At 66.5% G+C, this 22751-nt stretch carries 19 protein-coding genes; 8 read left to right on the forward strand and 11 right to left on the reverse strand.

What is annotated here, in order from left to right; all coding sequences use genetic code 11:
• Window positions 1-82: 82 nt before the first annotated feature.
• Window positions 83-2269 (forward strand): primosomal protein N', encoded by a 2187-nt coding sequence (locus tag JWQ90_RS26110; protein WP_299698008.1) that lies wholly within the window; start codon window positions 83-85, stop codon window positions 2267-2269.
• A 121-nt stretch (window positions 2270-2390) separates the two neighbouring features.
• Here the strand turns inward: JWQ90_RS26110 and JWQ90_RS26115 are convergent, their stop codons facing one another.
• Both JWQ90_RS26115 and JWQ90_RS26120 read right to left on the reverse strand, forming a co-directional pair.
• Entirely contained in the window at window positions 2391-3506 is a 1116-nt protein-coding gene (locus tag JWQ90_RS26115; RefSeq protein WP_299698009.1) for an anhydro-N-acetylmuramic acid kinase, read from the reverse strand.
• A 20-nt stretch (window positions 3507-3526) separates the two neighbouring features.
• Window positions 3527-4906 (reverse strand): peptidoglycan DD-metalloendopeptidase family protein, encoded by a 1380-nt coding sequence (locus tag JWQ90_RS26120; RefSeq protein WP_299698010.1) that lies wholly within the window; start codon window positions 4904-4906, stop codon window positions 3527-3529.
• Window positions 4907-5153: 247 nt separating this feature from the next.
• On the opposite strand from JWQ90_RS26120, the gene tyrS reads away from it, so the two are divergent.
• From tyrS to JWQ90_RS26135, 3 genes are all read left to right on the forward strand, one after another.
• Entirely contained in the window at window positions 5154-6347 is a 1194-nt protein-coding gene (gene tyrS, locus JWQ90_RS26125; protein ID WP_299698011.1) for a tyrosine--tRNA ligase, read from the forward strand.
• Window positions 6348-6463: 116 nt separating this feature from the next.
• Window positions 6464-6997 (forward strand): GNAT family N-acetyltransferase, encoded by a 534-nt coding sequence (locus JWQ90_RS26130; protein ID WP_299698012.1) that lies wholly within the window; start codon window positions 6464-6466, stop codon window positions 6995-6997.
• Window positions 6994-7323, forward strand: a complete 330-nt coding sequence (locus tag JWQ90_RS26135; protein ID WP_299698013.1) for an antibiotic biosynthesis monooxygenase — start codon at window positions 6994-6996, stop codon at window positions 7321-7323. Before JWQ90_RS26130 ends, JWQ90_RS26135 begins: the two co-directional genes overlap by 4 nt.
• A gap of 76 nt (window positions 7324-7399) precedes the next feature.
• Here JWQ90_RS26135 and JWQ90_RS26140 read toward each other — a convergent pair whose 3' ends face one another.
• On the reverse strand, window positions 7400-8263 hold the full coding sequence (locus tag JWQ90_RS26140; RefSeq protein WP_299698014.1) for a PA4780 family RIO1-like protein kinase: 864 nt from the start codon (window positions 8261-8263) through the stop codon (window positions 7400-7402).
• 246 nt (window positions 8264-8509) lie between these two features.
• On the opposite strand from JWQ90_RS26140, the gene JWQ90_RS26145 reads away from it, so the two are divergent.
• The 3 genes from JWQ90_RS26145 (at window position 8510) to JWQ90_RS26155 (ending at window position 10402) form a co-directional block, all read left to right on the forward strand.
• A complete protein-coding gene (locus tag JWQ90_RS26145; protein ID WP_299698015.1) occupies window positions 8510-8950 on the forward strand; it encodes an acyl-CoA thioesterase in 441 nt (146 codons plus the stop codon).
• 85 nt (window positions 8951-9035) lie between these two features.
• Window positions 9036-9728, forward strand: a complete 693-nt coding sequence (locus JWQ90_RS26150; protein WP_299698016.1) for a TerC family protein — start codon at window positions 9036-9038, stop codon at window positions 9726-9728.
• Between the two features lie 5 nt (window positions 9729-9733).
• Window positions 9734-10402: a response regulator transcription factor gene (locus tag JWQ90_RS26155; RefSeq protein ID WP_299698017.1), complete on the forward strand. Its 669-nt coding sequence runs from the start codon at window positions 9734-9736 to the stop codon at window positions 10400-10402.
• A gap of 75 nt (window positions 10403-10477) precedes the next feature.
• Here JWQ90_RS26155 and JWQ90_RS26160 read toward each other — a convergent pair whose 3' ends face one another.
• The 4 genes from JWQ90_RS26160 to JWQ90_RS26175 all read right to left on the reverse strand — a co-directional run bounded on the left by JWQ90_RS26160 (window position 10478) and on the right by JWQ90_RS26175 (window position 17362).
• Window positions 10478-13315: a PAS-domain containing protein gene (locus JWQ90_RS26160; RefSeq protein WP_299698018.1), complete on the reverse strand. Its 2838-nt coding sequence runs from the start codon at window positions 13313-13315 to the stop codon at window positions 10478-10480.
• Window positions 13308-14609 carry an MFS transporter gene (locus JWQ90_RS26165; RefSeq protein ID WP_299698019.1) on the reverse strand — a complete coding sequence of 434 codons (1302 nt, stop codon included), beginning with the start codon at window positions 14607-14609 and terminating at the stop codon, window positions 13308-13310. The genes JWQ90_RS26160 and JWQ90_RS26165 overlap by 8 nt, the downstream gene beginning before the upstream one ends.
• A 16-nt stretch (window positions 14610-14625) precedes the next feature.
• A complete protein-coding gene (locus JWQ90_RS26170) occupies window positions 14626-15930 on the reverse strand; it encodes a porin (RefSeq protein WP_299698020.1) in 1305 nt (434 codons plus the stop codon).
• Window positions 15931-16009: 79 nt separating this feature from the next.
• Window positions 16010-17362 (reverse strand): dicarboxylate/amino acid:cation symporter, encoded by a 1353-nt coding sequence (locus tag JWQ90_RS26175; RefSeq protein WP_299698021.1) that lies wholly within the window; start codon window positions 17360-17362, stop codon window positions 16010-16012.
• Between the two features lie 267 nt (window positions 17363-17629).
• Between JWQ90_RS26175 and JWQ90_RS26180 the strand changes: the two genes are divergently transcribed.
• Window positions 17630-19948 carry an NADP-dependent malic enzyme gene (locus JWQ90_RS26180; RefSeq protein ID WP_299698022.1) on the forward strand — a complete coding sequence of 773 codons (2319 nt, stop codon included), beginning with the start codon at window positions 17630-17632 and terminating at the stop codon, window positions 19946-19948.
• A gap of 92 nt (window positions 19949-20040) precedes the next feature.
• Here the strand turns inward: JWQ90_RS26180 and JWQ90_RS26185 are convergent, their stop codons facing one another.
• The 4 genes from JWQ90_RS26185 to JWQ90_RS26200 all read right to left on the reverse strand — a co-directional run bounded on the left by JWQ90_RS26185 (window position 20041) and on the right by JWQ90_RS26200 (window position 22748).
• Entirely contained in the window at window positions 20041-20502 is a 462-nt protein-coding gene (locus JWQ90_RS26185; RefSeq protein WP_299698023.1) for a DUF2721 domain-containing protein, read from the reverse strand.
• 25 nt (window positions 20503-20527) lie between these two features.
• Window positions 20528-20680 (reverse strand): hypothetical protein, encoded by a 153-nt coding sequence (locus JWQ90_RS26190; protein ID WP_299698024.1) that lies wholly within the window; start codon window positions 20678-20680, stop codon window positions 20528-20530.
• A 77-nt stretch (window positions 20681-20757) separates the two neighbouring features.
• Window positions 20758-21804 carry a succinylglutamate desuccinylase/aspartoacylase family protein gene (locus tag JWQ90_RS26195; RefSeq protein ID WP_299698025.1) on the reverse strand — a complete coding sequence of 349 codons (1047 nt, stop codon included), beginning with the start codon at window positions 21802-21804 and terminating at the stop codon, window positions 20758-20760.
• A gap of 146 nt (window positions 21805-21950) precedes the next feature.
• Entirely contained in the window at window positions 21951-22748 is a 798-nt protein-coding gene (locus tag JWQ90_RS26200) for an ABC transporter ATP-binding protein (RefSeq protein WP_299698026.1), read from the reverse strand.
• Between the last annotated feature and the right edge of the window lie 3 nt (window positions 22749-22751).

Raw genomic sequence — 22751 nt, forward strand, 5'->3', positions numbered from 1 at the left:
AGAATTTTCTTGACTTGCCGGGATGTTTGACCCATTCCGCCGTCCCTGATTCGTTCCCCAACGTTATCCACAAGCCCGGCGGATGACGCAGAGCCTGGTTTCGGTCGCGGTGCCGGTGCCGCTTTACACCGCCTTCGACTACTTGATTCCGGCCGGAATCAGCGTATTTCCGGGCTGCCGCGTGCGCCTGCCATTCGGCCGCCGCGAGTTGACCGGCGTGGTGTTGAAGATCGGAGTCGATGCCGATCCGAACGCAGCTGCGGGCCATTATCGCGAGCTGCTGCGGGCGCTCGATACGCAGCCGCTGCTGTCCGAAGAACAGCTCGCGCTGGCGGCGTGGATCGCCGACTACTACCGGCACCCGATCGGCGAAGTCGTCGCCGCGATGCTGCCGGTGGCGCTGCGCGGCGACCAGCCGGCGCTATTGCGGCAGCCGCTGCGCTACGCCATCACGCCGGCCGGCCGCGAAGCGCTGAGCCGCTTGCCGGCGCGCGCGCTGCGGCTGCGCGGGCTGCTGACCCGGCTGGCCGCGGCGCCTGCCGAGCGAGCGGCGCTAGTCGCGCCGGCCGCAGTGCTGCGCCGGGCGCTGGCCGAGCAATGGATCGGCGAACAGGTCGAAGAGACGCCGACTGCGCCGACCGTGGTTTTGCCGGCGATCGGCGATCTTCCGGCATTGACCGAGGACCAGGCCCGCGCCGTCGATGCACTGGCCGCATCGCCCGGCTTCGGCGTGCATCTGCTGCACGGCGTGACCGGCAGCGGCAAGACCGAGGTCTATCTGCGCGCGATCACATCGGCGCTCGCGGCCGGCCATCAGGTGCTGGTGCTGGTGCCCGAGATCGGGCTGACGCCGCAGCTGCTGGAGCGGGTGCGCGAGCGCTTCGGTGCCGCCGCGGTCGCCGGCTCGCATTCGGCGCTGTCGGAGACCGAGCGCGGCCAGGTCTGGCTGCGTGCGCGATCCGGCACGCTTCCGATCGTCGTCGGCACGCGTTCGGCGGTGCTGCTGCCGCTGCCGCGGCTCGGCCTGGTGATCGTCGACGAGGAGCACGACGTCTCGTTCAAGCAGCAGGACGGACTGCGCTATTCGGCGCGCGACCTCGCGGTGCTGCGCGGCCAGCGCGTGGCGGCGCCGGTGATCCTGGGTTCGGCGACGCCGTCGCTGGAGTCGCTGGCCCACGCGCAGACCGGCCGCTACGCCTGGCTGCGGCTGCCCCAGCGCGTGCGCCAGGTGCCGCCGCCGCGCTTGCAGCTGCTCGACATGCGCGGCCTGGCGCTGCACAACGGTCTGTCGCCAGCGCTGGCGCATGCGGTCGCCCGGCATTTGCACGACGGTGGCCAGGTGCTGCTGTTCATCAACCGCCGCGGCTACGCGCCGGCGCTGCTGTGCCACGACTGCGGCTGGACCGCGCAATGCCGGCACTGCGATGCGCGGATGACGCTGCACCGCGGCCGCGGCCGGCTGATCTGCCATCACTGCGGAGCCAAGCAGGCCGCGCCGCGCGCCTGCCCGCAGTGCCAGTCCAGGCAGCTGGTGGCGCTGGGCCAGGGCACCGAGCGGGTCGAAGAAGCGCTGCGCGAGCGTTTCCCGGAGGCCCGCGTCGAGCGTTTCGACAGTGACCGCCTGCGCAGCCTGCGCGCGCTCGACGCGCTGCTGCGCGACACCCGCGAAGGCCGCGTCAATATTTTGGTCGGCACGCAGATGCTGGCCAAGGGTCACGACTTCGCCGGCCTGTCGCTGGTCGGCATCGTCGACGCCGACCAGGCGCTGTTCAGCGTCGATTTCCGTGCGCTGGAACGCATGGGCCAGCTGCTGACCCAGGTCGCCGGTCGTGCCGGCCGCGCCGACAAGCGCGGCGAAGTGCTGGTGCAGACCCACCAGCCCGAACACCCGGCGCTGCTGCGCCTAGTCGAGCAGGGCTATGACGGCCTGGCCGAGCTGCTGATCGCGGAACGCCGCATCGCCGGCCTGCCGCCGTTTGCGTATCTGGCGCTACTGCGCGCCGAGGCGAAGCTTGAGGACGCCGCCATCGCGTTCCTGGAGGCCGCGCTGGCCTGTCTGCCGGTGGTCGAGGGTCTACACGCGCTGGGCCCGGTGCCGGCGCCGATGGAGCGCCGCGCCGGCCGCTACCGTGCGCAGCTGCTGCTGCAGGCGCAGGAGCGGACCTCGCTGCATCGGGCGCTGAAGCCCTGGCCGATGCTGCTGGACGCGCTGCCCGGCGCGCGCGCGGTGCGCTGGTCGCTGGATGTGGATCCGGTGGATTTGTATTGAGTGCTTTCTCCTTCCCCCGCGTGCGGGGGAAGGCCGGGATGGGGGCGAGACGGTCAAGAGTTGCGCCGCGACGAATGCCCCACCCTGGCCCTCCCCCGCACGCGGGGGAGGGAATGTTCATCTATGGATCGAAAATCCCGCCCAGCACCGCCGCGCGGCTCGCACCCGTCACCCCCGGCAGATTGCCGGCAGCGCCGTCCAGGCGCTGCACCGCCAGCCAGGCGAAGGCGCTGGCCTCGACCCAATCCGGATGCAGCCCGTAAACCTCGGTCGACTCGACGCGTAGTTGCGGTGCCAAGGCCCGCAGCCGCTGCATCAGGAAACCATTGCGTACGCCACCACCGCAGACCAGCAGCGCGCGCGCGTCCGCCATCTCCGCCTGCAGTGCATCCAGCGCACTGCGCGCCGTCAGCTCGCACAGCGTGCGCTGCACGTCGGCCGGCGGCAAAGCGTCCAGCGCCGGCCACCGCGAGCGTACCCAGCCGAGCCGGAAGTAGCCGCGGCCGGTGCTCTTCGGCGAGGGCTGCGCGAAATAGGGGTCGGCCAGCAGCGCGTTCAACAGCGGCGCATTGAGCTTGCCGCTGGCGGCGAAAGCGCCGTCGGCGTCGTAGCGCTTACCGATATGCAGCTCGGCCCATTCGTCCATCAGGCCGTTGGCCGGGCCGCAATCGAAGCCGCGCACCGCGGCGGCCTCGGCGCCCGGCAACAAGGTCAGATTGGCGATGCCGCCCAGATTCAATACCGCGCGGGGCTCGCCGTCTTCGGCGAACAGCGCGTGGTGGAACACCGGCAGCAGCGGTGCGCCCTGGCCGCCGAGGGCGACGTCGGCGCGGCGGAAGTCGGCGACGGTGACGATGCCGGTGCGCGCCGCGATCCGTGACGGATCGCCGAGCTGCAGGCTGTTGCCGATCTTTACCGCGTCGTGAAATACGGTCTGGCCGTGGCTGCCGAGCACCCGGACCGAGGATCGCTCGACGCCGGCGAGCTTCAGCAGCTCGATCGCGGTGTCGGCGAAGGCATCCGCGACGGCGCGGTCGAGCGCGGCGTATTCGGCCAATATGACCGGCGTGTTTTCGTAGCCGAGTTCCAGCAGTCGCGAGCGGACAGCGGCCGGATAGGCGCCGCTGTGAGTGGCGAGGACGCGGCGAAAAGCGCCGTCCTCGAACTCGGCCAGCACGGCGTCGATGCCGTCCTGGCTGGTGCCGGAAATCAGGCCGATGGCGCGCATCTGCGTCATCGGCTGTACCTCAAAGCGGATCAGGGAGCCGCGGTGACCGGCGCGGCCGAGCCGCCGAGGGCCGGGGTCGCCATCGCGTTCTGCTGCCTGGCGTCGGCCTGGTCGAGCGCGGCCACCATCGCCTTGCTCGACAGCTTGAACTTGGCCAGCTCGCTGCCCGAGATCGGATTGGCGCGCGGCATCGCGACGGTCACCGGATTGACGACGTTGCCGCCGATGTGGAATTCGAAGTGCAGATGCGGCGCGGTGGCCAGGCCGGACATGCCGACATAGCCGATCACCTGGCCTTGGGCAACGCGCTGGCCGACCGACAGGCCGGAGCGGAACGCGGACATGTGGGCGTACAGGGTTTCGTACTGTGAGCCGTGCTGCAGCACGACGACGCGGCCGAAGCCGTTCTTCAGACCCACGAAGCTGACTTTGGCATCGCCCACGGCCTTGATCGGCGTGCCGGATGCGGCGGCGTAATCGACGCCCTTGTGGGCGCGGATCGTGTTCAGGATCGGGTGGCGGCGGTGCAGGTCGAACGGCGAGCTGATGCGGCAGACGTCCAGCGGGGTGCGGATGAAGGCCTTGCGCAGCGACTGGCCTTCCGGCGTGTAGTAGGCGACGCGGCCATCGGCGCCGACATTGCGCACCGCGCGGTAGGTCTTGCCCTGGTTGACGAATTCGGCGGCGAGAATGTCGCCGAAGCGCATGCGCTTGCCGTTCTTGTACAGCTCCTCGTAGACGACGGCGAAGCGGTCGCCCTGGCGCAGGTCCAGCGCGAAGTCGACGTCGTAGCCGAAGATCTCGGCCATCTCCATGACCATGCGGTCGGTCAGGCCAGCCTTGTTGCCGTCGTTGAACAGCGAGCTGGTGATGGTGCCGGTGGCCCGGGCCTGGCGGTGCTCGACTTCGGCGGTCAGCGTGACTGCCTCGAATTGGTCATCTACGCGGCGTACATTCAGCGTGCGGAGTTCATCGAGCGCGTAGCTCAGCTCCTGAAGCTGGTCGCCCTCCTTGCGGATTTTGATCTCTTCGCCGGCCTTGAGGCGCTTCAGCTCGAGCGTGTCGCCGCCGAGTTTCAGCAGCGCCATCCATTCATCGGGAGGCAAGCCCTGGGAGTCGAAGATGTTCGACAGGCTCTCACCGCTCTTGACCGATACCGTGATCCATTCGCTGGCCTGCGGCACGGCAATCGAATCGGCCAGGGCCGACTGGATCGACTCGTCGTACTGCGCAGCGTTGTCGGCGTCCAGCACCATCGGCGCGGTCGCCGAGTCCGGCACATGCCGGTTGGCCGAGGTTTCGCGCGACATCAGCGCCGCGACGCCGACGCCGCAGAGGGCCGTGATCAACACGATACGGTGGGCCGAACGGCGGGGCGCCTGCTCGGCTGAGCTATAATCAAATTTCATTCATCGACCCGTTTTTAAGCGGTTGTGCGGCGATCTTGTCGCCAGCATTCGGTGCCCTTGAAGAGCTGTATTCTTGTTTACGACACGGTTACGGTCGTTTGTGACCGAATGCACGAAACCGTAAGAAACCACAAAAACCTGTTGTCCCGCAAGAGTTTCCCTACCATCCCTCTGTAACAGTCTGTCGCTGTCGCGCACCCCAGAACGGGCGGTACGCTGGCCGCCCCGGCAGACGAACGGCACTTAAATGTCCCTCGACGAACTCGAACGCGCGACCAACGAAATCATTCCGAAGGACGAGTTCCGCACCCGGCTGGCCAAGGCTGCCGAGGCTGGCGTCAAGCTCAGGATCAAAGCGGGTTTCGACCCCACGGCCAAGGATCTGCACCTCGGCCATACGCTTTTGTTAAACAAATTACGTGCCTTTCAGGAGCTTGGCCACGAGGCAATCTTCCTGATTGGCGACTTCACCGGGATGATCGGCGACCCCACCGGCAAGAACGAGACGCGCAAGCCGCTGACTCGCCAGCAGGTCGAGGAAAACGCGCAAACCTATAAAGAACAGGTCTTCAAGATCCTGGACCCGGACAAAACCACGATCGCGTTCAACAGCGAGTGGCTGGACAAGCTCGGCACCGAGGGCATGCTCAAGCTGGCAGCGCAGCACACGGTGGCGCGGATGCTGGAGCGCGACGACTTCCAGACCCGCTACCGCGACGGCCAGCCGATCGCGATCCACGAGTTCATGTACCCGCTGCTGCAGGGCTACGACTCGGTGGCTTTGCGCGCCGACGTCGAGCTCGGCGGCAATGACCAGAAGTTCAACCTGCTGGTCGGCCGCCACCTGCAGAGCGTCTACGGCCAGCGGCCGCAATGCATCATGACGGTGCCGATCCTGGAAGGGCTCGACGGCGCCAACAAGATGAGCAAGTCGCTGAACAACTACATCGGCCTGACCGACCCGGCCGGCGAGATGTTCGGCAAGGTCATGAGCGTGTCCGACACCTTGATGTGGCGCTGGTACGAGTTGCTGTCGTTCAGGCCTCTGAGCGAGGTCGCGGCGCTGCGCGCCAGTGTTGACGACGGCGCCAATCCGCGCGACGTCAAGATGGCGCTGGGTATCGAGATTGTCGACCGCTTCCACGGCGCCGGTGCCGGCGAAGCGGCCAAGGCCGCGTTCATCGCCCAGTTCTCGCAGGGCGCGCTGCCGGACAACATTCCGGAAGTCAGCATCGCGGTGCCGGCCGAAGGCCTGCCGCTGCCACGCGTGCTCAAGGAAGCCGGCCTGGTCGCCAGCAATGGCGAGGGCAACCGCATGATCGAGCAGAAAGCCGTGCGCGTGAACGGCGAGCGCGTCGAGGATCGGGCGCTGATGCTGGCTGCCGGCGAATACCTGCTGCAGGTCGGCTCGCGCCGTTACGCCAGAGCGACACTCGCGTAGGGCGGGTCGTGACCCGCCGCTTTTGATTCTGTTTGGCTGCACAAAAAACGGCGGGTCGCGACCCGCCCTACGGCAGAATCTTTGCTGGCGTTAGAGCCCCGGCCAGAAGAACGTGAATGTCATACCCACTGCGTGTCGCCTTGATGACCGACAAGCCGATGCTGCTTGAGTTGATCGCGCGCTCGATCCGCCAGCTCGGTGCCGGCGACTATCGGTCCGAGCAGATCGAGGCCGCGCTGAAGGGCGCGTTCGGCGTCGATACGCAGCTGATCGAAGACGGCACTTACTTCGTTGCCGAAGCGGACTCGCGCATCGTCGGCTGTGGCGGCTGGAGCTGGCGCCGTACCCTGTTCGGCGGCGACGCCAATCGTGGCCGCGATGCGGCGCGGCTGGATCCGGCAGTCGATGCCGCCAAGATCCGCGCGTTTTTCGTCGATCCCGACTACAGCCGCCGAGGCATCGGCAGCGCAATTCTGGCGCGCTGCGAACAGGCTGCGAGCGAGCGTGGGTTCCACCAGTGCGAGATGATGGCGACCTTGCCGGGCGTGCGGCTCTACAGGACTTTCGGCTATCAGGGCGAGACCATGATCCATCATCCGCTGGCGGACGGCATCACGATCCAGTTCGTGCCGATGCGTAAAACACTATGAGTGAATCCGGCTTTGCTTCGACACCGCAGCCGCCGTACTACGCGGTGATCTTCACGTCGACGCGCACCGATGGCGACAGCGGTTACGCCGGCATGGCCCAGCGCATGGCCGAGCTGGCGGCGCAGCAGCCGGGCTATCTCGGCGTAGAAAGCACGCGCGGTGCCGAAGGCTTGGGCATCACCGTTTCATACTGGCGCGATCTCGATGCAATCAGTGCCTGGAAGGCGGTTGCCGAGCACCGCATCGCGCAGGAAACAGGCAAGCGCCGCTGGTACGAACACTTCGAAGTGCGCATCGCCAGAGTCGAGCGCGCGTACTCGAAGTAGGTTGGGGTGAGCGCAGCGAACCCCAACGTCGGCGCGGACGTCCTGTTGGGGTTCGCTGTGCTCACCCCAACCTACATTACTCGGAATCGGCCGCTGCGGCTTCGTCGCGGCCGCGCTGACGGATCTCGGCTTCCTTGCGCGCTTCCTCGATATGCAGCATCACGTCGCCGACATCGGCCTGGGTGCTATCGAACACGAAGCGGCCAGTCAGCGGCGTGTCGCGGCGCAGTTCGGCGACCTGGTACAGCTTCCAGATCTCGTGTGCGTATTGCGTGTCGAGCAGTTCGGGCGCGGCGCGGCCGCAATACGCCCTCATGTTGTTGACGTCGCGCTCGAGCATCCGAAACGCGTTGTTGTTGCTGGCCGCATCGACCGCCTGCGGCAGATCGATGATCACCGGGCCGGTCGCGCTGAGCAACACGTTGAACTCGGACAAGTCACCGTGGATCAGGCCGGCGCACAACATCAGCACGATCTGGCGGACCAGGAACTCGTGCCATTCGCGCGCCTGCTCCGGCGTCGGCTGCACGTCGTTGAGCCGCGGTGCGGCTTCGCCGTTCTGGTCGGCGATCACTTCCATGATCAGCACGCCATCAAAGTAGCCGAACGGCTTGGGTACGCGCACGCCGGCGGCGTCGAGGCGATACAGCGCGTCGACTTCGGCGCTCTTCCATTCTTCCTGCGACTGCTTGCGGCCGTGACGGCTGCGCTTGCCCATCGCGCGCTCGTCGCGGCTGCCGCGGGCCTTGCGGCCTTCCTGGTACTGCGCCAGGTTCTGGAAGCCGCGATGCTCGGCCTCCTTGTAGACCTTGGCGCAGCGGATGTTGCTGCCGCATTCCACCAGAAATACCGAGGCTTCCTTGCCGCTCTTCAGCTGCCGCACCACGCGGTCGATGACGCCGTCCTCGATCAGTGGCTGCAGCGCATTCGGTATTTTCATTCAGTCTGTTGTCGCGATTCGGTGACGGGTCATCGGGCAGCCGCGGTACGGGCGGTTTTGGCCGAGTCTACCGACTTGGCCTGCCGGCGTCGTGGCCCCGCCGTCGCCGGCCGGCGTTGCATCGGGCCGCCGTGCTGCCCAGGTTGTCGCCTGGACAGCGGCGAACCTCGCCTTGAGCCGCTGGCGTGAAAGCTGCTTTTTATCGGATCCTGGGCGGGCATCGCCCGAAGCCTGAGCCGATTTCATATGACGACCCTGCCAAGCCACCAGCTCGAAATGACCGTGCTGATGACACCCGACATGGCCAATTTCACCGGCAATGTCCACGGCGGCACGATTCTCAAATTTCTGGACCAGGTCGCCTATGCCTGCGCCAGCCGCTACGCCGGCGCCTATGTCGTCACGCTGTCGGTGGACCGCGTGGTGTTTCGCCAGGCGATCCATGTCGGCGAGCTGGTCACTTTCATGGCCTCGGTGAATTCCACCGGCAACACCTCGATGGAAGTCGGCATCAAGGTCATCGCCGAGGATATTCGCAGCAAGCTCGTACGCCACGCGAACAGCTGTTTCTTCACCATGGTCGCGATCGGCGACGACAAGCGGCCGACGCCGGTGCCGGCGTTCGTGCCGACCACCGCCGAGGAGCACCGCCGCCAGCTCGACGAGATCGAGCGCTCGGAGTCCTGAGTCGTCGGTTTCACCAAAACACCGAGCTTGCGCCGACTCGATGGTTCCGGTGCAAACTATCGCTGCGTTTGATCAGAACCGAGCCATGCACGACTTCCATCTGGACAGCGGCCTGCTGATCGCTGTCCTCCAGATCATCCTGATCGACATTCTGCTCGGCGGTGACAACGCCGTGGTCATCGCGCTGGCCTGCCGCCGGCTGCCGCCGCGGCAGCGCAACATGGGCATTTTCTGGGGCGTGTTCGGTGCGATCGGCCTGCGCATCGTGCTGATCTTCTTCGCGGTGCAGCTGCTGGCGCTGCCGTTTCTGAAAATCGTCGGCGCGCTGCTGCTGCTGTACATCGGCGTGCAGCTGTTGCTGCCGGAGAAACAGGACGAGCCGGACATCAAGGCCAGCGACCATCTGCTGACCGCGATCCGCACCATCATCATCGCCGACGCGGTCATGAGCCTGGACAATGTGATCGCGATCGCCGGCGCCGCCGACGGCCATATCGGCCTGGTCGCGATGGGGATCGCGATCAGCGTGCCGATCATCGTCTGGGGCAGCAAGCTGGTGATGGCGCTGATGGACCGCTATCCGGTGGTGATCGTGTTCGGCGGCGCGCTGCTCGGCTGGATCGCCGGCGGCCTGTGGATCGACGATCACGCGCTGGACGCCTTGCAGGATTCGCTGCCGCACTGGACCGATTATCTGTTCTCGGTGCTCGGCGCGCTGCTGGTGGTGCTGATCGGCCGGTTGATCGTGTTGCGCCGGCGTCAGTCCGCCGAGGCCTGAGACTCGTGACCGCAGAAGAGGACGCCGGCGGACTGCGCATCCTGGTCGCGGACGATCATCCGCTGTTCCGCGCGGCGCTCGTGCATACCTTGCAGGCGTTCACTGCGAGCGGCGGTGCGTTGTTCGAGGCGTCCAGCTTCGCCTCGCTGGTGTCGACGGTAACCGCGCAGCCCGAACTCGACCTGGTGCTGCTGGATTTGAATATGCCGGGCGCGCAGGGATTCTCGTCACTGGTCTATCTGCGCGGCGAACGGCCGGCGCTGCCGGTGATCGTGATTTCGTCTAACGATCAGCCGCGCACCGTCAGCCGCGCACAGGAGTTCGGTGCCGCGGGCTTCGTGCCGAAGTCGGCGCCGATCGCGGTGCTGCAGAACGCGCTGCGCCAGGTCATGGCCGGCGGCGAATGGTTTCCGCAGGACAAGGCTACGCGCAGCGCCGAGGACGCGCAGTTCGCCGAACAGCTCGCGCAGCTGACGCCTCAGCAGTTCCGCGTGCTGATGTGCATCGCCGACGGCCTGCTCAACAAGCAGATCGCCTACGAACTCGGCCTCGCCGAGAACACCGTCAAGGTCCACATCAGTGCGATCCTGCGTAAGCTGGATTGCAATAGCCGCACGCAGGCGGCGGTGAAGGTGAAAGCGTTGCAGCCGGAGGGCGAAGGCTCGGGGGGCTGATGTTGGGGTTCGCTGCGCTCACCCCAACCTACGAGGCGATCGGTAGGTTGGGGTGAGCGCAGCGAACCCCAACAATCAGCGCGAATCGACCCCGGTCTTTACCAGCAGCAGCTGTCGCATCAGCGCGCGTAGCGCTGCCGGCTTCACCGGCTTCGGCAGGAAGCCCCAGCCGTTCTCGCTCGCGGCCTGCGACGCGGTTTCACGCTCGGCCGAGATCACGATCACCGGCGGACGCTGCCGCCAGCGCTCGAATAGCTTCGGCATCAGCTCCGCTCCGGTGCCGGCGCCTAGCCGATAGTCGAGCAGCACCAGTTCTGGCGGTGGCCGGCTGGCGGCTAGAACCAGTGCTTCCTCCATGCTGCCGGCGAGCGTTACTGCGCAGCCCCAGGCTTCGAGCAGCGTGCGCGTCGCCTCGCGCACGCGCGCATCGTCGTCGATGCACCAGATGCGGCGGTTCTGCAATGCCGAACCCGGCTCGGCGCTGGCGCGGCTCGCCGGCTGCACTTTGGCGGCATCGCCGCGCGGCACTTCGACTGCGAACATGCTGCCGCGGCCGACACGCGATCGCAGCGTGATGCGGTGAGCCAGCCGCTGCGCGATGCGCTGCACGATCGCCAGGCCGAGCCCGGCACCGCGGTCATGCCGTCGAGCGCCGCCGTCGAGCCGCTGGAACTCTTCGAAGATCAGCGTCTGCTGATGTTCGGCGATGCCGCAGCCACTGTCCCAGACTTCGATGCGCACGCTGTCGTTCGAAACGCGCCGCGCGCCGATCAGCACGCCGCCGCGGTCGGTGTAACGCAGCGCGTTCGACAGGAAGTTCTGCAGGATGCGCCGCAGCAGCGCCTCGTCACTGCGGATCGCCGCGCGCGTCCGCGCCTGCCGCAGCTGCAGGCCGCGCGATTCCGCCATCGGCGCAAATTCGCGCAGCAGCGCGTCGAACATCCGCTGTAACGACAGATCACGGATCTCGGTCCGGATCGCCCCGGACTCCAGCCGCGAGATATCCAGCAGGCTAGCCAGGATGTCGTCCTGCGCAGCCAGTGCTTCGTCGACGTTGTCGGCGAGTTGCGCATCGTCGGCATTGCGCAGACGTTCGCGCAGCGCCGACGTATACATGCGCGCTGCGTTCAGCGGCTGCAGCAGGTCGTGCACGGCCGCGGCGACGAAGCTGCTCTTGGACTTGTTCGCACGCTCGGCTTCGCGCCGCGCCGCATCCAGATCCTGGGTGCGTTCGTCGACGCGCTTCTCCAGCGATCCGGCCAGCGTGCGCAGGTCACGCGCGGTGTTCTTGTACGCGGTGATGTCGGCGTAGGAAGTGACGAAGCCGCCGCCCGGCAGCGGGTTGCCGCGGATTTCGAGCACCGTGCCGTCGGCCCATTCGCGCTCGAACATGTGCGGCTTGCCGGTGCGCAGATGGTCGAGCCGGCGCTGCACGGCTTCCTCGATATCGCCGCTGCCGAGCAGGCCGCGGCGCGCGTTGTAGCGCAGCAGGTCTTCGATCGGGCGGCCGATCTTCATCAGCTCGGGTGGATAGCGGAAGATATCGACGTAGCGCCGGTTCCAGGCGCTGAGCCGCAGCTCGGCGTCGATCACACCGACGCCTTGCGGCAGATGTTCCAGGCTCTGGCGCTGGCCGACGCTGGCGCGCTCCGCGGCCAGCACGATGCCGTCCTCGGCGCTGCGCATCGCCTCGGCATGCTGGCGCACCATCTGTTCGAGCTCGTCGCGGCTGCGCCGGCGCAGTTTCGACAGCCGCAGACGCTGCTGCAGTAACAGCAGCAGGAACAGCAGGCTCAGCGCCGCACCGGCCGCGGCCAGCGCGGCAACCCGGCCCGCTTCGAGGGTGTCGCGCGTGTCGTGCAACAGGTGCAGCGTCCAGCCAGCCGATGCCAGCGGCAGCGACTGCCACAGGTAATCGCCGGTGATGTCGCGGCTGAGGATGCGCACGCGGCGGCCGTCGGTGCCTAGCAGCCTGTCGGGCTTGGCAAGATCTACTGCGGCTTCGGCCCGCTGTGTCCAAGCTGCGGGCGCCCTCGTCAAATATGACTCACTATTCTCCTCGGGCGCCCGCAGCTTGGACACAGCGGGCCAAACCCTCGCTACGATCTCCCAAGCCCGACAGGCTGCTAGCGATTCCAGGTCGCGCTGCTGCAGTATCTGCAGCGTCTGCCCGGCATACTGCTGCGTGCGGCCGAGCTCGTCGCGGTCCGCCGCGCTTAGCGCGCGCAGCTCGCGATAGCGCCACGCGAGGCGGTTGCTCAGGAACACGATGCCGTGCGCGTCGCTGATCAGCACGATATCGGTGGCGCTGGCCCATTCCTGTTCGAGCCGGCGCAGATCGAGTTTCACGGTGACCGCGCCGATCGTGCTGCCGTCGTCGTCGTGCACCGCCTGCGCCAGGAAATAGCCGGGCACACCGGTGGTGATGCCGATGCCGTAGAAGCGGCCGGTGCCCTGCCGCATCGCCTGCTGGAAATACGGCCGGAACCGATAGTCGACGCCGACGTTGCTGTTGGCCGAACGCCAGTTGTTGGCGGCGACGCCTAGGCCGCGGCGGTCGAGCAAGGTCAGGGTCGAGGTTTCGGCAACGCCGTTGACTGCTTCGAGCTTGCGGCTCAGGCGTTCGCTGGCCGCCGCGTCGACCGGCGCGCGCAGGGCCGCACGCAGTTCGGGGTCGAGCGCGAGCACCGCCGGCAGTACGCGATAGCGATCGATCTGCGACTGCAGCGAGCCGGCGTAGAGCGCCAGCTGCTCCAGGCTGCGCGCGCCCGCGTCGCGCAGCGCCTGGCGCGTGGCCTGCCTGCCGACACCCAGCATCACCGCGCCGATCACGCCGAGCAGCGCGGCGATCGTCACCGCGAGCCGTAGCGGATGCGAGCCCCGCCTGAGCCCGCGCGCGACCGGCTCAGTCATCGACGATCCGCGAATACCGGCGCGTGTCGCGCATCAGCACGTAGACCAGCAGCGAGCAGCCGATGCAGGCGGTGACGTACCAGTAGTAGCCGCTCTCGTGGCCGATGCTCTTGAACCACAGCGCGATGTATTCGGCGGTGCCGCCGAAGATCGAAACGGTGATCGCATAGGGCAGGCCGACACCGAGCGCGCGGATTTCGGTCGGGAACAATTCCGCCTTCACCACGGCGTTGATCGAGGTATAGCCGCTGACCACGATCAGTGCCGCCATGATCAGCAGGAAGGCTTCCCACAGCGTGTGCACGTCTTTCAGCGCGCTCAGGATCGGTACCGTCAGCAGCGTGCCGAGCACCCCGAAAGTGATCAGCACCGGGCGCCGGCCGATGCGGTCGGACAGCGCGCCGATCAGCGGCTGCAGCAGCATGAACAGGAACAGCGTCGCCGCCGAAATCAGCGTCGCGTCGGCCTTGCTCATGCCGGCGCTGTTGACCAGGTATTTCTGCATGTACGTCGTGTAGGTGTAGAACGCCAGCGTGCCGCCCATGGTCAGGCCGACCACGGTCGCCAGCTGTTTCGGGTGCTGCATCAGCTGGCGCATCAGTCCGGGCCCGGGTGTGGCCGCGCGGCGCTTGAACGAATCGGTTTCGGCCATGCCACGCCGCAGCAGCATCGCCACCAGCGCGGTGCCGGCGCCGATCACGAACGGAATGCGCCAGCCCCAGGCGTCGAGCTGCTCGGTCGTCAGGAACACCCGCTGCAACAGGATCAGCACGCCCAGCGCCAGCAGCTGGCCCATGATCAGCGTCACGTACTGGAAGCTCGAATAGAAGCCGCGATGCGCGTGCGTCGCCATCTCGCTGAGATAGGTCGCCGAGGTGCCATATTCACCGCCGACCGACAGGCCCTGAATCAGCCGCGCGACCAGCAGCAACAGCGGCGCGGCAACGCCGATGCTGGCGTAGCCCGGCGTCAGCGCGATGATCAGCGAGCCGCCGCACATCAGCCACACCGACAGCAGCAGCGCCGCCTTGCGCCCGTGCCTGTCCGCGTAGACGCCCATCAGCCAACCGCCGATCGGCCGCATCAGAAAACCGACCGCGAATACCGCGGCGGTATTCAGCAGCTGCGCGGTGTTGTCGCCGCTGGGGAAGAACACTTTCGCAAAGTACAGCGAGAACGCCGAGTAAACGTACCAGTCGTACCACTCGACCAGGTTGCCGACCGAGCCGCTGAAGATTGATTTCAGCCGCCACGCGGTGCTGCGCGGCGGCGATGCTGCGGCACGGTCGATCATCGCTTGCCGGCTCTCCTCAATAAACGATCTGCACTCGTGCCGCGATGGTGTCGGGCTCGTCCTTGCCGGCGCTGCCGAGATCGGCCGTGGAGCGCATGTAGTCGAGCATGATCCGCATCGCCGGGTTCGGATAGTAATTCACACCGGTGGTCCAGCCGCTATAGCGGCAGTCGTCGACGCCCGTGCTCGGCCCCTGGGTGATGTTGCAGCCCAGCGACTGGCTGGCATCGACGTCGGTGTTGCGCATCATCTCGTAGCGCAGCTTGAGCTCGATCGCGCCGTTCCTGTTCTTGGGCTTGGGATTGCCGATCACGTGTTCCTTGATCGAGTAAGCCTTGGACTCGCCGGTCAGGAACCAGCTGGCCTGCACATAGGCGGCGTCCACCGTCGAGCTGGGCTTGCCGTCCTGCTCGAATTTGGCGCTGGCGAACTCGGCATTCAAATAGGCGGGGCCGTAGACGCCTGCGAATTCGGCGCCGATGGTGTCCTGCGACGGCGAAGGCCCGGCGCCGTAGCTGGCGAAAGTCTGCGTGACCGAGCCCGAACCGAGTCGGTAGCCGCCGTAGCGGTAACTGGCCGACAGCGCCTGGCTGGCGTTGGCCGTGTTGTCGGCATGGTCGCTGGAGTAGGACAGGCCCAGGTGCAGCAGGCGTCCGCTGTCGTTGATCGGCGACCACACCAGGCGGGCGTTGCCGCCGGTGCCTTCGGAGCTGCCGGTGCCGTCGCGGTTCAGCAGGTAGGCCGACACGCCGCCGAACCAGGTCTGGTCGGCGTAGGCGTAGTACAGGCCCTGGGTATAGTCGTGACCGCCGTAGATGCCGTTGGCCGAAGTCACCGGGCGCTCCATGAACAGCGCCTGGTTGTTGGAGCCGATCTCCTCGATGCTGCGCCAGGGTTTGTGCTGGCCGATGTAGATCGTGCTTTCCGGCACCAGCACGCTGTGCGACAGCCACACGTCCTGCAGCGAATTGCTGCTGCCGGTGCCGCCGCCGCCGCTGCTGACGCCGTAGTGCAGCTTGTAGCTCCAGTCGTAGGCGCGGCCTTCGAGCTGGATGTAGACGCGGCGGAAATAGCTGCCGCTGTTGTTCTCGACCTTGTCGCTGCCGATGCCGCTACCGTTGTCGGGCTCCAGCATCACCGCGTCGAACTGCAGGCGTCCGCCGAGCGAGCCTTCGAAGGCGCCGTCGCTGGATTTGATCTTGAGTCCGCCGCTGGTCGAGGCTTCGTCATCGGCGCGGGCGGTGCCGGCAAAGGCTAGTGAAACGAGCACAGCGCACACGGCGGCGCCGACACCTTGCGGTGCCAGGGGAAAGGTCTTCATCGGGTTCTCCTCCGATCGAGTCGGAATGGGTCTTGGGTTTTTGCCCCCTCCCCCGCAGGCGGGGGAAGGGACCGTGGTGCTAGGTCTGCGCGATTCCGTGTTCCAGCGGTGGCAGTGTGTTGCCGGTATCGGCATCCGGTCCGGCCGCCAGCTCGCTGCGCATACGGTCACGATTCAGCTCGTTCTCCCAGCCGGCGACGACGATGGTCGCGACGCCGTTGCCGACCAGGTTGGTCAGTGCGCGCGCCTCGCTCATGAAACGGTCGATACCGAGAATCAGCGCCAGGCCCGCGACCGGCACCGAGGGCACCACCGCCAGCGTCGCCGCCAGCGTGATAAAGCCGGCACCGGTAACACCCGATGCACCCTTGGAAGTCAGCATCGCCACGGCCAGCAGCGTGATCTCCTGGGTCAGCGTCAGATCGACGTTGAGCGCCTGGGCGACGAAGATCGCCGCCATCGTCAGGTAGATGTTGGTACCGTCGAGATTGAACGAATAGCCGGCGGGGATCACCAGACCGACCACCGGCTTGCCGCAGCCCAGGCGCTCGAGCTTCTGCATCAGCGGCACCAGCGCGGATTCGGACGAGGACGTGCCCAGCACCAGAAACAACTCGTCGCGGATATAGCGCAGGAAGCGGAAGATACTGAAGCCGCTGATGCGCGCGATCGCGCCGAGCACGAGCACCACGAACAGCACGCAGCTCAGGTAGAAGCTGCCCATCAGCTTGGCCAGCGGCCCGAGACTGTCCAGGCCATATTTGCCGATCGTGAACGCCATCGCACCGCCGGCGCCCAGCGGCGCCAGCCGCATGATCATGTTCATCATCCGGAAGAACACTTTCGACAACGCGTCCAGAAAACCCATCACCGGCCGGCCGTGTTCGCCCATCGCGCTGAGCGCGAAGCCGAACAGCAGCGCCACCAGCAGCACCTGCAGCAGATCGCCGTTGCCGGTGAAAGCATCGCTGAAGGTCTTCGGGATGATGTGCAGCAGGAAGCCGACGGTGCTCTGCTCGTGCGCTGCGGCCGCGTACTTGGCGACCGCGCCGGCGTCGAGCGTCGCCGGGTCGACATTGAAGCCGCTGCCCGGCTTGAGCAGGTTGACGACGATCAGGCCGATCACCAGCGCGAAGCTCGACACCACCTCGAAGTACAGGATCGCCTTGACGCCGACGCGGCCGACTTTCTTCACGTCGGCGACGCCGGCGATGCCCATCACCACGGTCAGGAAGATGATCGGCCCGATCAGCATCTTGATCAGTCCGATGAAGGCATCGCCCAGCGGCTTCAGGGCGACGCCGGTTTCCGGAAAAAAATGACCGATGGTGCCGCCGATCGTGATCGCCAATAGCACCCATAGATAAAGGCGCTTGGACGACCCCGAATGGGATGGCGAAGATGCGGCGGGCGGTGTCGTGGTCGTGCTCATAGGTCTCCAGAACTCGCTGAGTGTCGCTGTCGATGTTGCTTTTGCGGGCTCCTGCCTTCGCCAGCGGGCTGGTTGCGGCACCGCTTTTTAGGCTTTGCTGGCTGATAGTGAAGCGGATGACGCAGCTGTGGAATAGCCCGATGGTGTTAGTTGCCGGCGCCGGCATCTGCAGCAGCGACGCCTATAATCGCGATCCTTGATCCCCACGCACAAACGACGAGCCAGGAGCCGCATGCTCCCATCTCGCAAGACGATAACGAGAGCCGCATGAGCCAGGAAGCCGCCGTCCCCAGCAAGGTCCGTGAAAGTCTGCGTCAGGCGGCATTGGATTATCACGAGTTCCCGGTACCCGGAAAACTGTCGGTCACCGCGACCAAGCAGCTGACCAACCAGCACGATCTGGCGCTGGCGTATTCGCCGGGTGTCGCCGCGGCCTGCGAGGAAATCGTCGCCGATCCGGTCAACGCGTTCCGCTACACCGCGCGCGGCAACCTGGTCGGCGTGATCACCAACGGCACCGCGGTGCTGGGCCTGGGCGCGATCGGCCCGCTCGCCGCCAAGCCGGTCATGGAAGGTAAGGCGGTTTTATTCAAGAAGTTCGCCGGCATCGACGTGTTCGACATCGAGATCAACGAGACCGATCCGGACAAGCTCGTCGAAGTGATCGCCGCGCTGGAGCCGACTTTCGGCGGCATCAACCTCGAGGACATCAAGGCGCCGGAGTGCTTCGAAGTCGAGCGCAAGCTGCGCGCGCGGATGAAGATCCCGGTATTCCACGACGACCAGCACGGCACCGCGATCATCGTCGGCGCCGCGGTGCTCAACGGCCTGCAGGTCGTGGGCAAGGATATCCGCGAGATCAAGCTGGTGGTCAGCGGCGCCGGTGCCGCGGCGCTGGCCTGCGTCGACCTGCTGGTCGATCTGGGCCTGCCGATCGAGCACATCTGGCTGACCGATCTGGCCGGCGTGGTCTATCGGGGCCGTAAGGAATTGATGGACCCGGACAAAGAGCGCTTCGCGCAGCCGACCTCCAAGCGTACGCTGGCCGAAGTCATCGACGGCGCCGACATGTTTCTGGGCCTGTCCGCCGGCGGCGTGCTCAAGCCGGCGATGGTCGCGACGATGGCGCCGAGTCCGATGATCTTCGCGCTCGCCAATCCGAACCCGGAAATCATGCCGGAAGACGTCAAGGCGGTGCGCGGCGACGCGATCATCGCGACCGGCCGCACCGACTATCCGAACCAGGTCAACAACGTTCTGTGCTTCCCGTTCATTTTTCGCGGCGCGCTCGATGCCGGTGCGACCACGATCACGCGCGAGATGGAAGTCGCCGCGGTGCGCGCGATCGCCGAGCTCGCGCGCATGGAGCAGAGCGACGTGGTCGCCGCCGCGTATGCCATCGAGAACCTGTCGTTCGGCCCCGAATACATCATCCCCAAGCCTTTCGATCCGCGCCTGATCGTGCAGATCGCGCCGGCCGTTGCCAAGGCGGCGATGGATTCCGGCGTCGCCTCGCGCCCGATCGAAGACTTCGAAGCCTACCGCCAGAGACTGCAGCAGTTCGTCTACCAGAGCGGCACTTTCATGAAGCCGGTCTACGACGCCGCGCGCAAGGCGCCGGCCGAGCACAGCCGCATCGTGTTCGCCGAAGGCGAAGAGGAGCGCGTGCTGCGCGCCGCGCAGATCCTGGTCGACGAGAAGCTGGCGCGCCCGATCCTGGTCGGCCGGCCCTCGGTGATCGAGGAGCGCATCAAGCGTTTCGGCCTGCGTCTGAAGCCCGATCTGCATTTCACCGTCGTCAACCCGCAGCACGACGAGCGCTTTCGTGAATACTGGATGGAATATCACCAGATCATGTCGCGCCGCGGTGTCACCGCGCAGTACGCCAAGCTCGAGATGCGCCGGCGCAGCACGCTGATCGCCTCGATGCTGCTGAAGAAGGGCGAAGCCGACGGCATGATCTGCGGCACCATCAGCAACACGGCGCGCCACCTGCAGTTCGTCGATCGCGTGATCGGCCGCTGCGAGCAGTCCAGCGTCTACGCGGCGATGAATGCGCTGATCCTGCCCAACCGCCAGGTGTTCATCGTCGATACGCATGTGAACGTCGACCCGACCGCCGAGCAGCTGGCCGAAATTACTCAGCTCGCCGCGGCGACCGTCAGACGCTTCGGCATCGAGCCCAAGGTGGCGCTGCTGTCGCACAGCAACTTCGGCAGCTACGACTCGCCGTCGTCGATCAAGATGCGCCAGACGCTGGCTCTGTTGCGCGAGCTGGCGCCGGATCTGGAAGTCGATGGCGAAATGCACGGCGACTGCGCGCTCGACGAGAGCCTGCGCAAGCGGATTCTTCCGGAAACCACGCTGCAGGGCCCGGCGAATCTGCTGGTGATGCCGAATATCGACGCCGCCAACATCGCCTACAACCTGCTGAAAACCGCCGCCGGCAACAACGTCGCGGTCGGCCCGATCCTGCTCGGCTGCAAGGCGCCGGTGCATATCCTGACGCCGAGCACGACGGTGCGCCGCATCGTCAACATGAGCGCGCTGACGGTGGCCGAAGCGAACCTGGCGCGGGCTGAGTGAAGGGGTCGTAGGTTGGGGTGAGCAAAGCGAACCCCAACAGGGCATCCGCGCCGATGTTGGGGTTCGCTATGCTCACCCCAACCTACTCTCGGCTACGGCGTCAGCGGCGCTGGCCGCTCCGGCTGGCCGATGCGCAGCTGCCGCGTCGCCAGGTAGATCTCGCGCATGAAGCACAGCAGGCCGCTGATCAGCGACAGCATCGCGCCGATGAACAGCGCCGCGACCACGCCGCCGAAATTCACCTCGGTGATGCTGCTGACGAACAGCAACACGACGACGCTGCCGATCAGCAGCGCGCAACCAATGCACAGGCTGATCGCCCAGCCGATCAGCCGCGCGCGCAGCGCCAGATCCTTGAGCCATTGCCGCAGCAACTGCAGCCGCCATTCTTCCTGGCCCGAAAGATCGGCTTCGAGCTTGCGCGCGCGATCGACGATACGGGCGAGGCGGTTGGTCAGCACGCCGAGCATGCTGCCGACGCCGGTCAGCAGGAACACCGGCGCCACCGCGAGCTGGATGACGTGTGCGATCGAGCCGACGGTGGCGTCGTTCACCCCGTCGCGCTCGGCAGCGATCCGATCAGGAGGTTCGTGCGGGCAGCAGCGGACGCGCCAGCCGCTCGAAGATCTGCTGCAGCTCGGTCGGTGTCGCGGGAGTGGCGGGGCCATGGGTCCGCGGCGGCTGCGGTCGCGCCATCGGGTTGGGCACAGCGTCGCGGGCAGGGCTTTGCATCGGGCGCGTCTCCATCGGGTCCGCTGGAGAATATTCCGATTAAAGTCAATCTGCAACAGTTGAAACTTAAAGTAATCTCAGACGATTGGCGGTTCGTCAGACTCGATGTCCCGGGTCATCGCCTCGAGTTGCGAAAACGCCAGCGAGGCGATGCGCGGATCGGCGACTTCGGCGATGTGGAATACCGCGTCGCCCTCGTGCACCAGCGGCAGGCTGAGCCGGCCGATCACCAGGCCGTCGCGCGGCGCGGTGATCGGCGTGTCCTGCCCGCCGAAGGGATCGCCGACGATGCCCAGCGTCTGGCCGCTGGCGACGTGATCGCCGAGCGCGACCTGCGAGCGCAGGATGCCGCTGGCCGGTGACCGCGCCCAGCGGCTGGACTGCGCCAGCACCGGCTGCGGCGAGCGTGTCGAGTGGTCCGCGAGCCGCGGCAGCATGTCGATCTCGCGCATCACGTTGAGCACGCCCTGCACGCCGATGCGGATCGCGGTTTCATCAAAACGCAGCGCCTCGCTGGATTCGTACAGGATCACCGGGATGTCGCGGCGCGTGGTGTACTCGCGCAAGGTACCGGCCGCCGGCTTGGAATTCAGGAACAGCGGCGCGCCGAAAGCCTGGGCCAGGCGCAGGTTCACCGGATTGCGCAGGTCGGTACGAATCTGCGGCAGGTTGGGCCGGTGGATCGCGCCGGTGTGCAGATCGATGCCGTAGTCCGAGCGCTCCACCACCTGGCTCAGGAACACGTGCGCCAGCCGCGCCGCCAGCGAGCCGCTTTCGCTGCCGGGGAAGCTGCGGTTCAGGTCGCGCCGGTCCGGCAGGTAGCGCGACTGGTGCAGGAAGGCCATCACGTTGACCACCGGCACCGCCAGCAAGGTGCCGCGCAGCTGCTGCAGCACTGGCAGCTTCAGCAGCCGGCGGATGATCTCGACGCCGATGATCTCGTCGCCATGCAGCGCCGCGCTGACGAACAGCGTCGGCCCCGCGTCGGCACCGCGCTGCACGATCACCGGCAGCGACACCGGCGCGCTGGTGTAGAGATTGGCGATATGCAGATCGACGCTGCGCCGCTCGCCGAGCGCGACGCTGATTCCTCCGATGGTGAACAGATTCGCGGGGCCGCTCATGGGGCCATGGTAACGCGGCGCAGTAGGTATCTACACATCATCTCGCCAGCGTGTAGGTTGGGGTGAGCACAGCGAACCCCAACATCGGCGCGGACGAAATGTTGGGGTTCGCAAGCTCACCCCAACCTACCTGCTCGCCGCGGTGCTCAGTGCGCGCCGACCGGTGCCCGTTGGCCCTGGTGCAGGAAGCGCAGGATTTCGGCGCGATAGTGGTTGTAGGCCGGCTCGTCGGCCAGCTCGACGCGCTGGCGCGGGCGCGGCAGGTCGATGCTCAGGATCTGCCCGATCGTCGCCGCCGGGCCGTTGCTCATCATCACCACGCGGTCCGACAGCAGCACCGCTTCGTCGACGTCGTGGGTGACCATCACCACGGTGTTTTGCAGGCGCTGCTGGATCTCCATCAGCGAGTCCTGCAGCGTGGCGCGGGTCAGCGCATCGAGTGCACCGAAAGGCTCGTCCATCAGCAAGACCTTGGGCTCCATCGCCAGCGCGCGGGCGATGCCGACGCGCTGCTTCATGCCGCCGGAGATCTCGTTGGGGCGCTTGTCGATCGCATGGACCAGCCCGACCAGCTCGATCGCAGCAATGCAGCGTTCGCGCAGTCGTGCCTTGCTGTCGGTCGCGCCGAAGACGCGCTCCACCGCCAGATGCACGTTGCCGTAGACCGTCAGCCAGGGCAGCAGCGAATGGTTCTGGAACACCACGGCGCGCTCCGGGCTCGGCCCGTCGATCTGCCGGCCGTTCAGGATCACGCCGCCCTGGGCCGCCTCGATCAGGCCGGCGATCAGGTTCAGCACGGTCGATTTGCCGCAGCCGGAGTGGCCGATGATCGCGACGAATTCGCCGCGCGCGACCTGCAGATTCACGTTCTGCACGGCCACGTAGCGGCCCTTGCGCGTGTCGAACGCGATGGTCGCGTGGTCCACCTGTAGATAGTTGCTCATCGT

Origin of the sequence: Hydrocarboniphaga sp. (genome assembly GCF_028291725.1) — a bacterium.
Taxonomy (GTDB): domain Bacteria; phylum Pseudomonadota; class Gammaproteobacteria; order Nevskiales; family Nevskiaceae; genus Hydrocarboniphaga.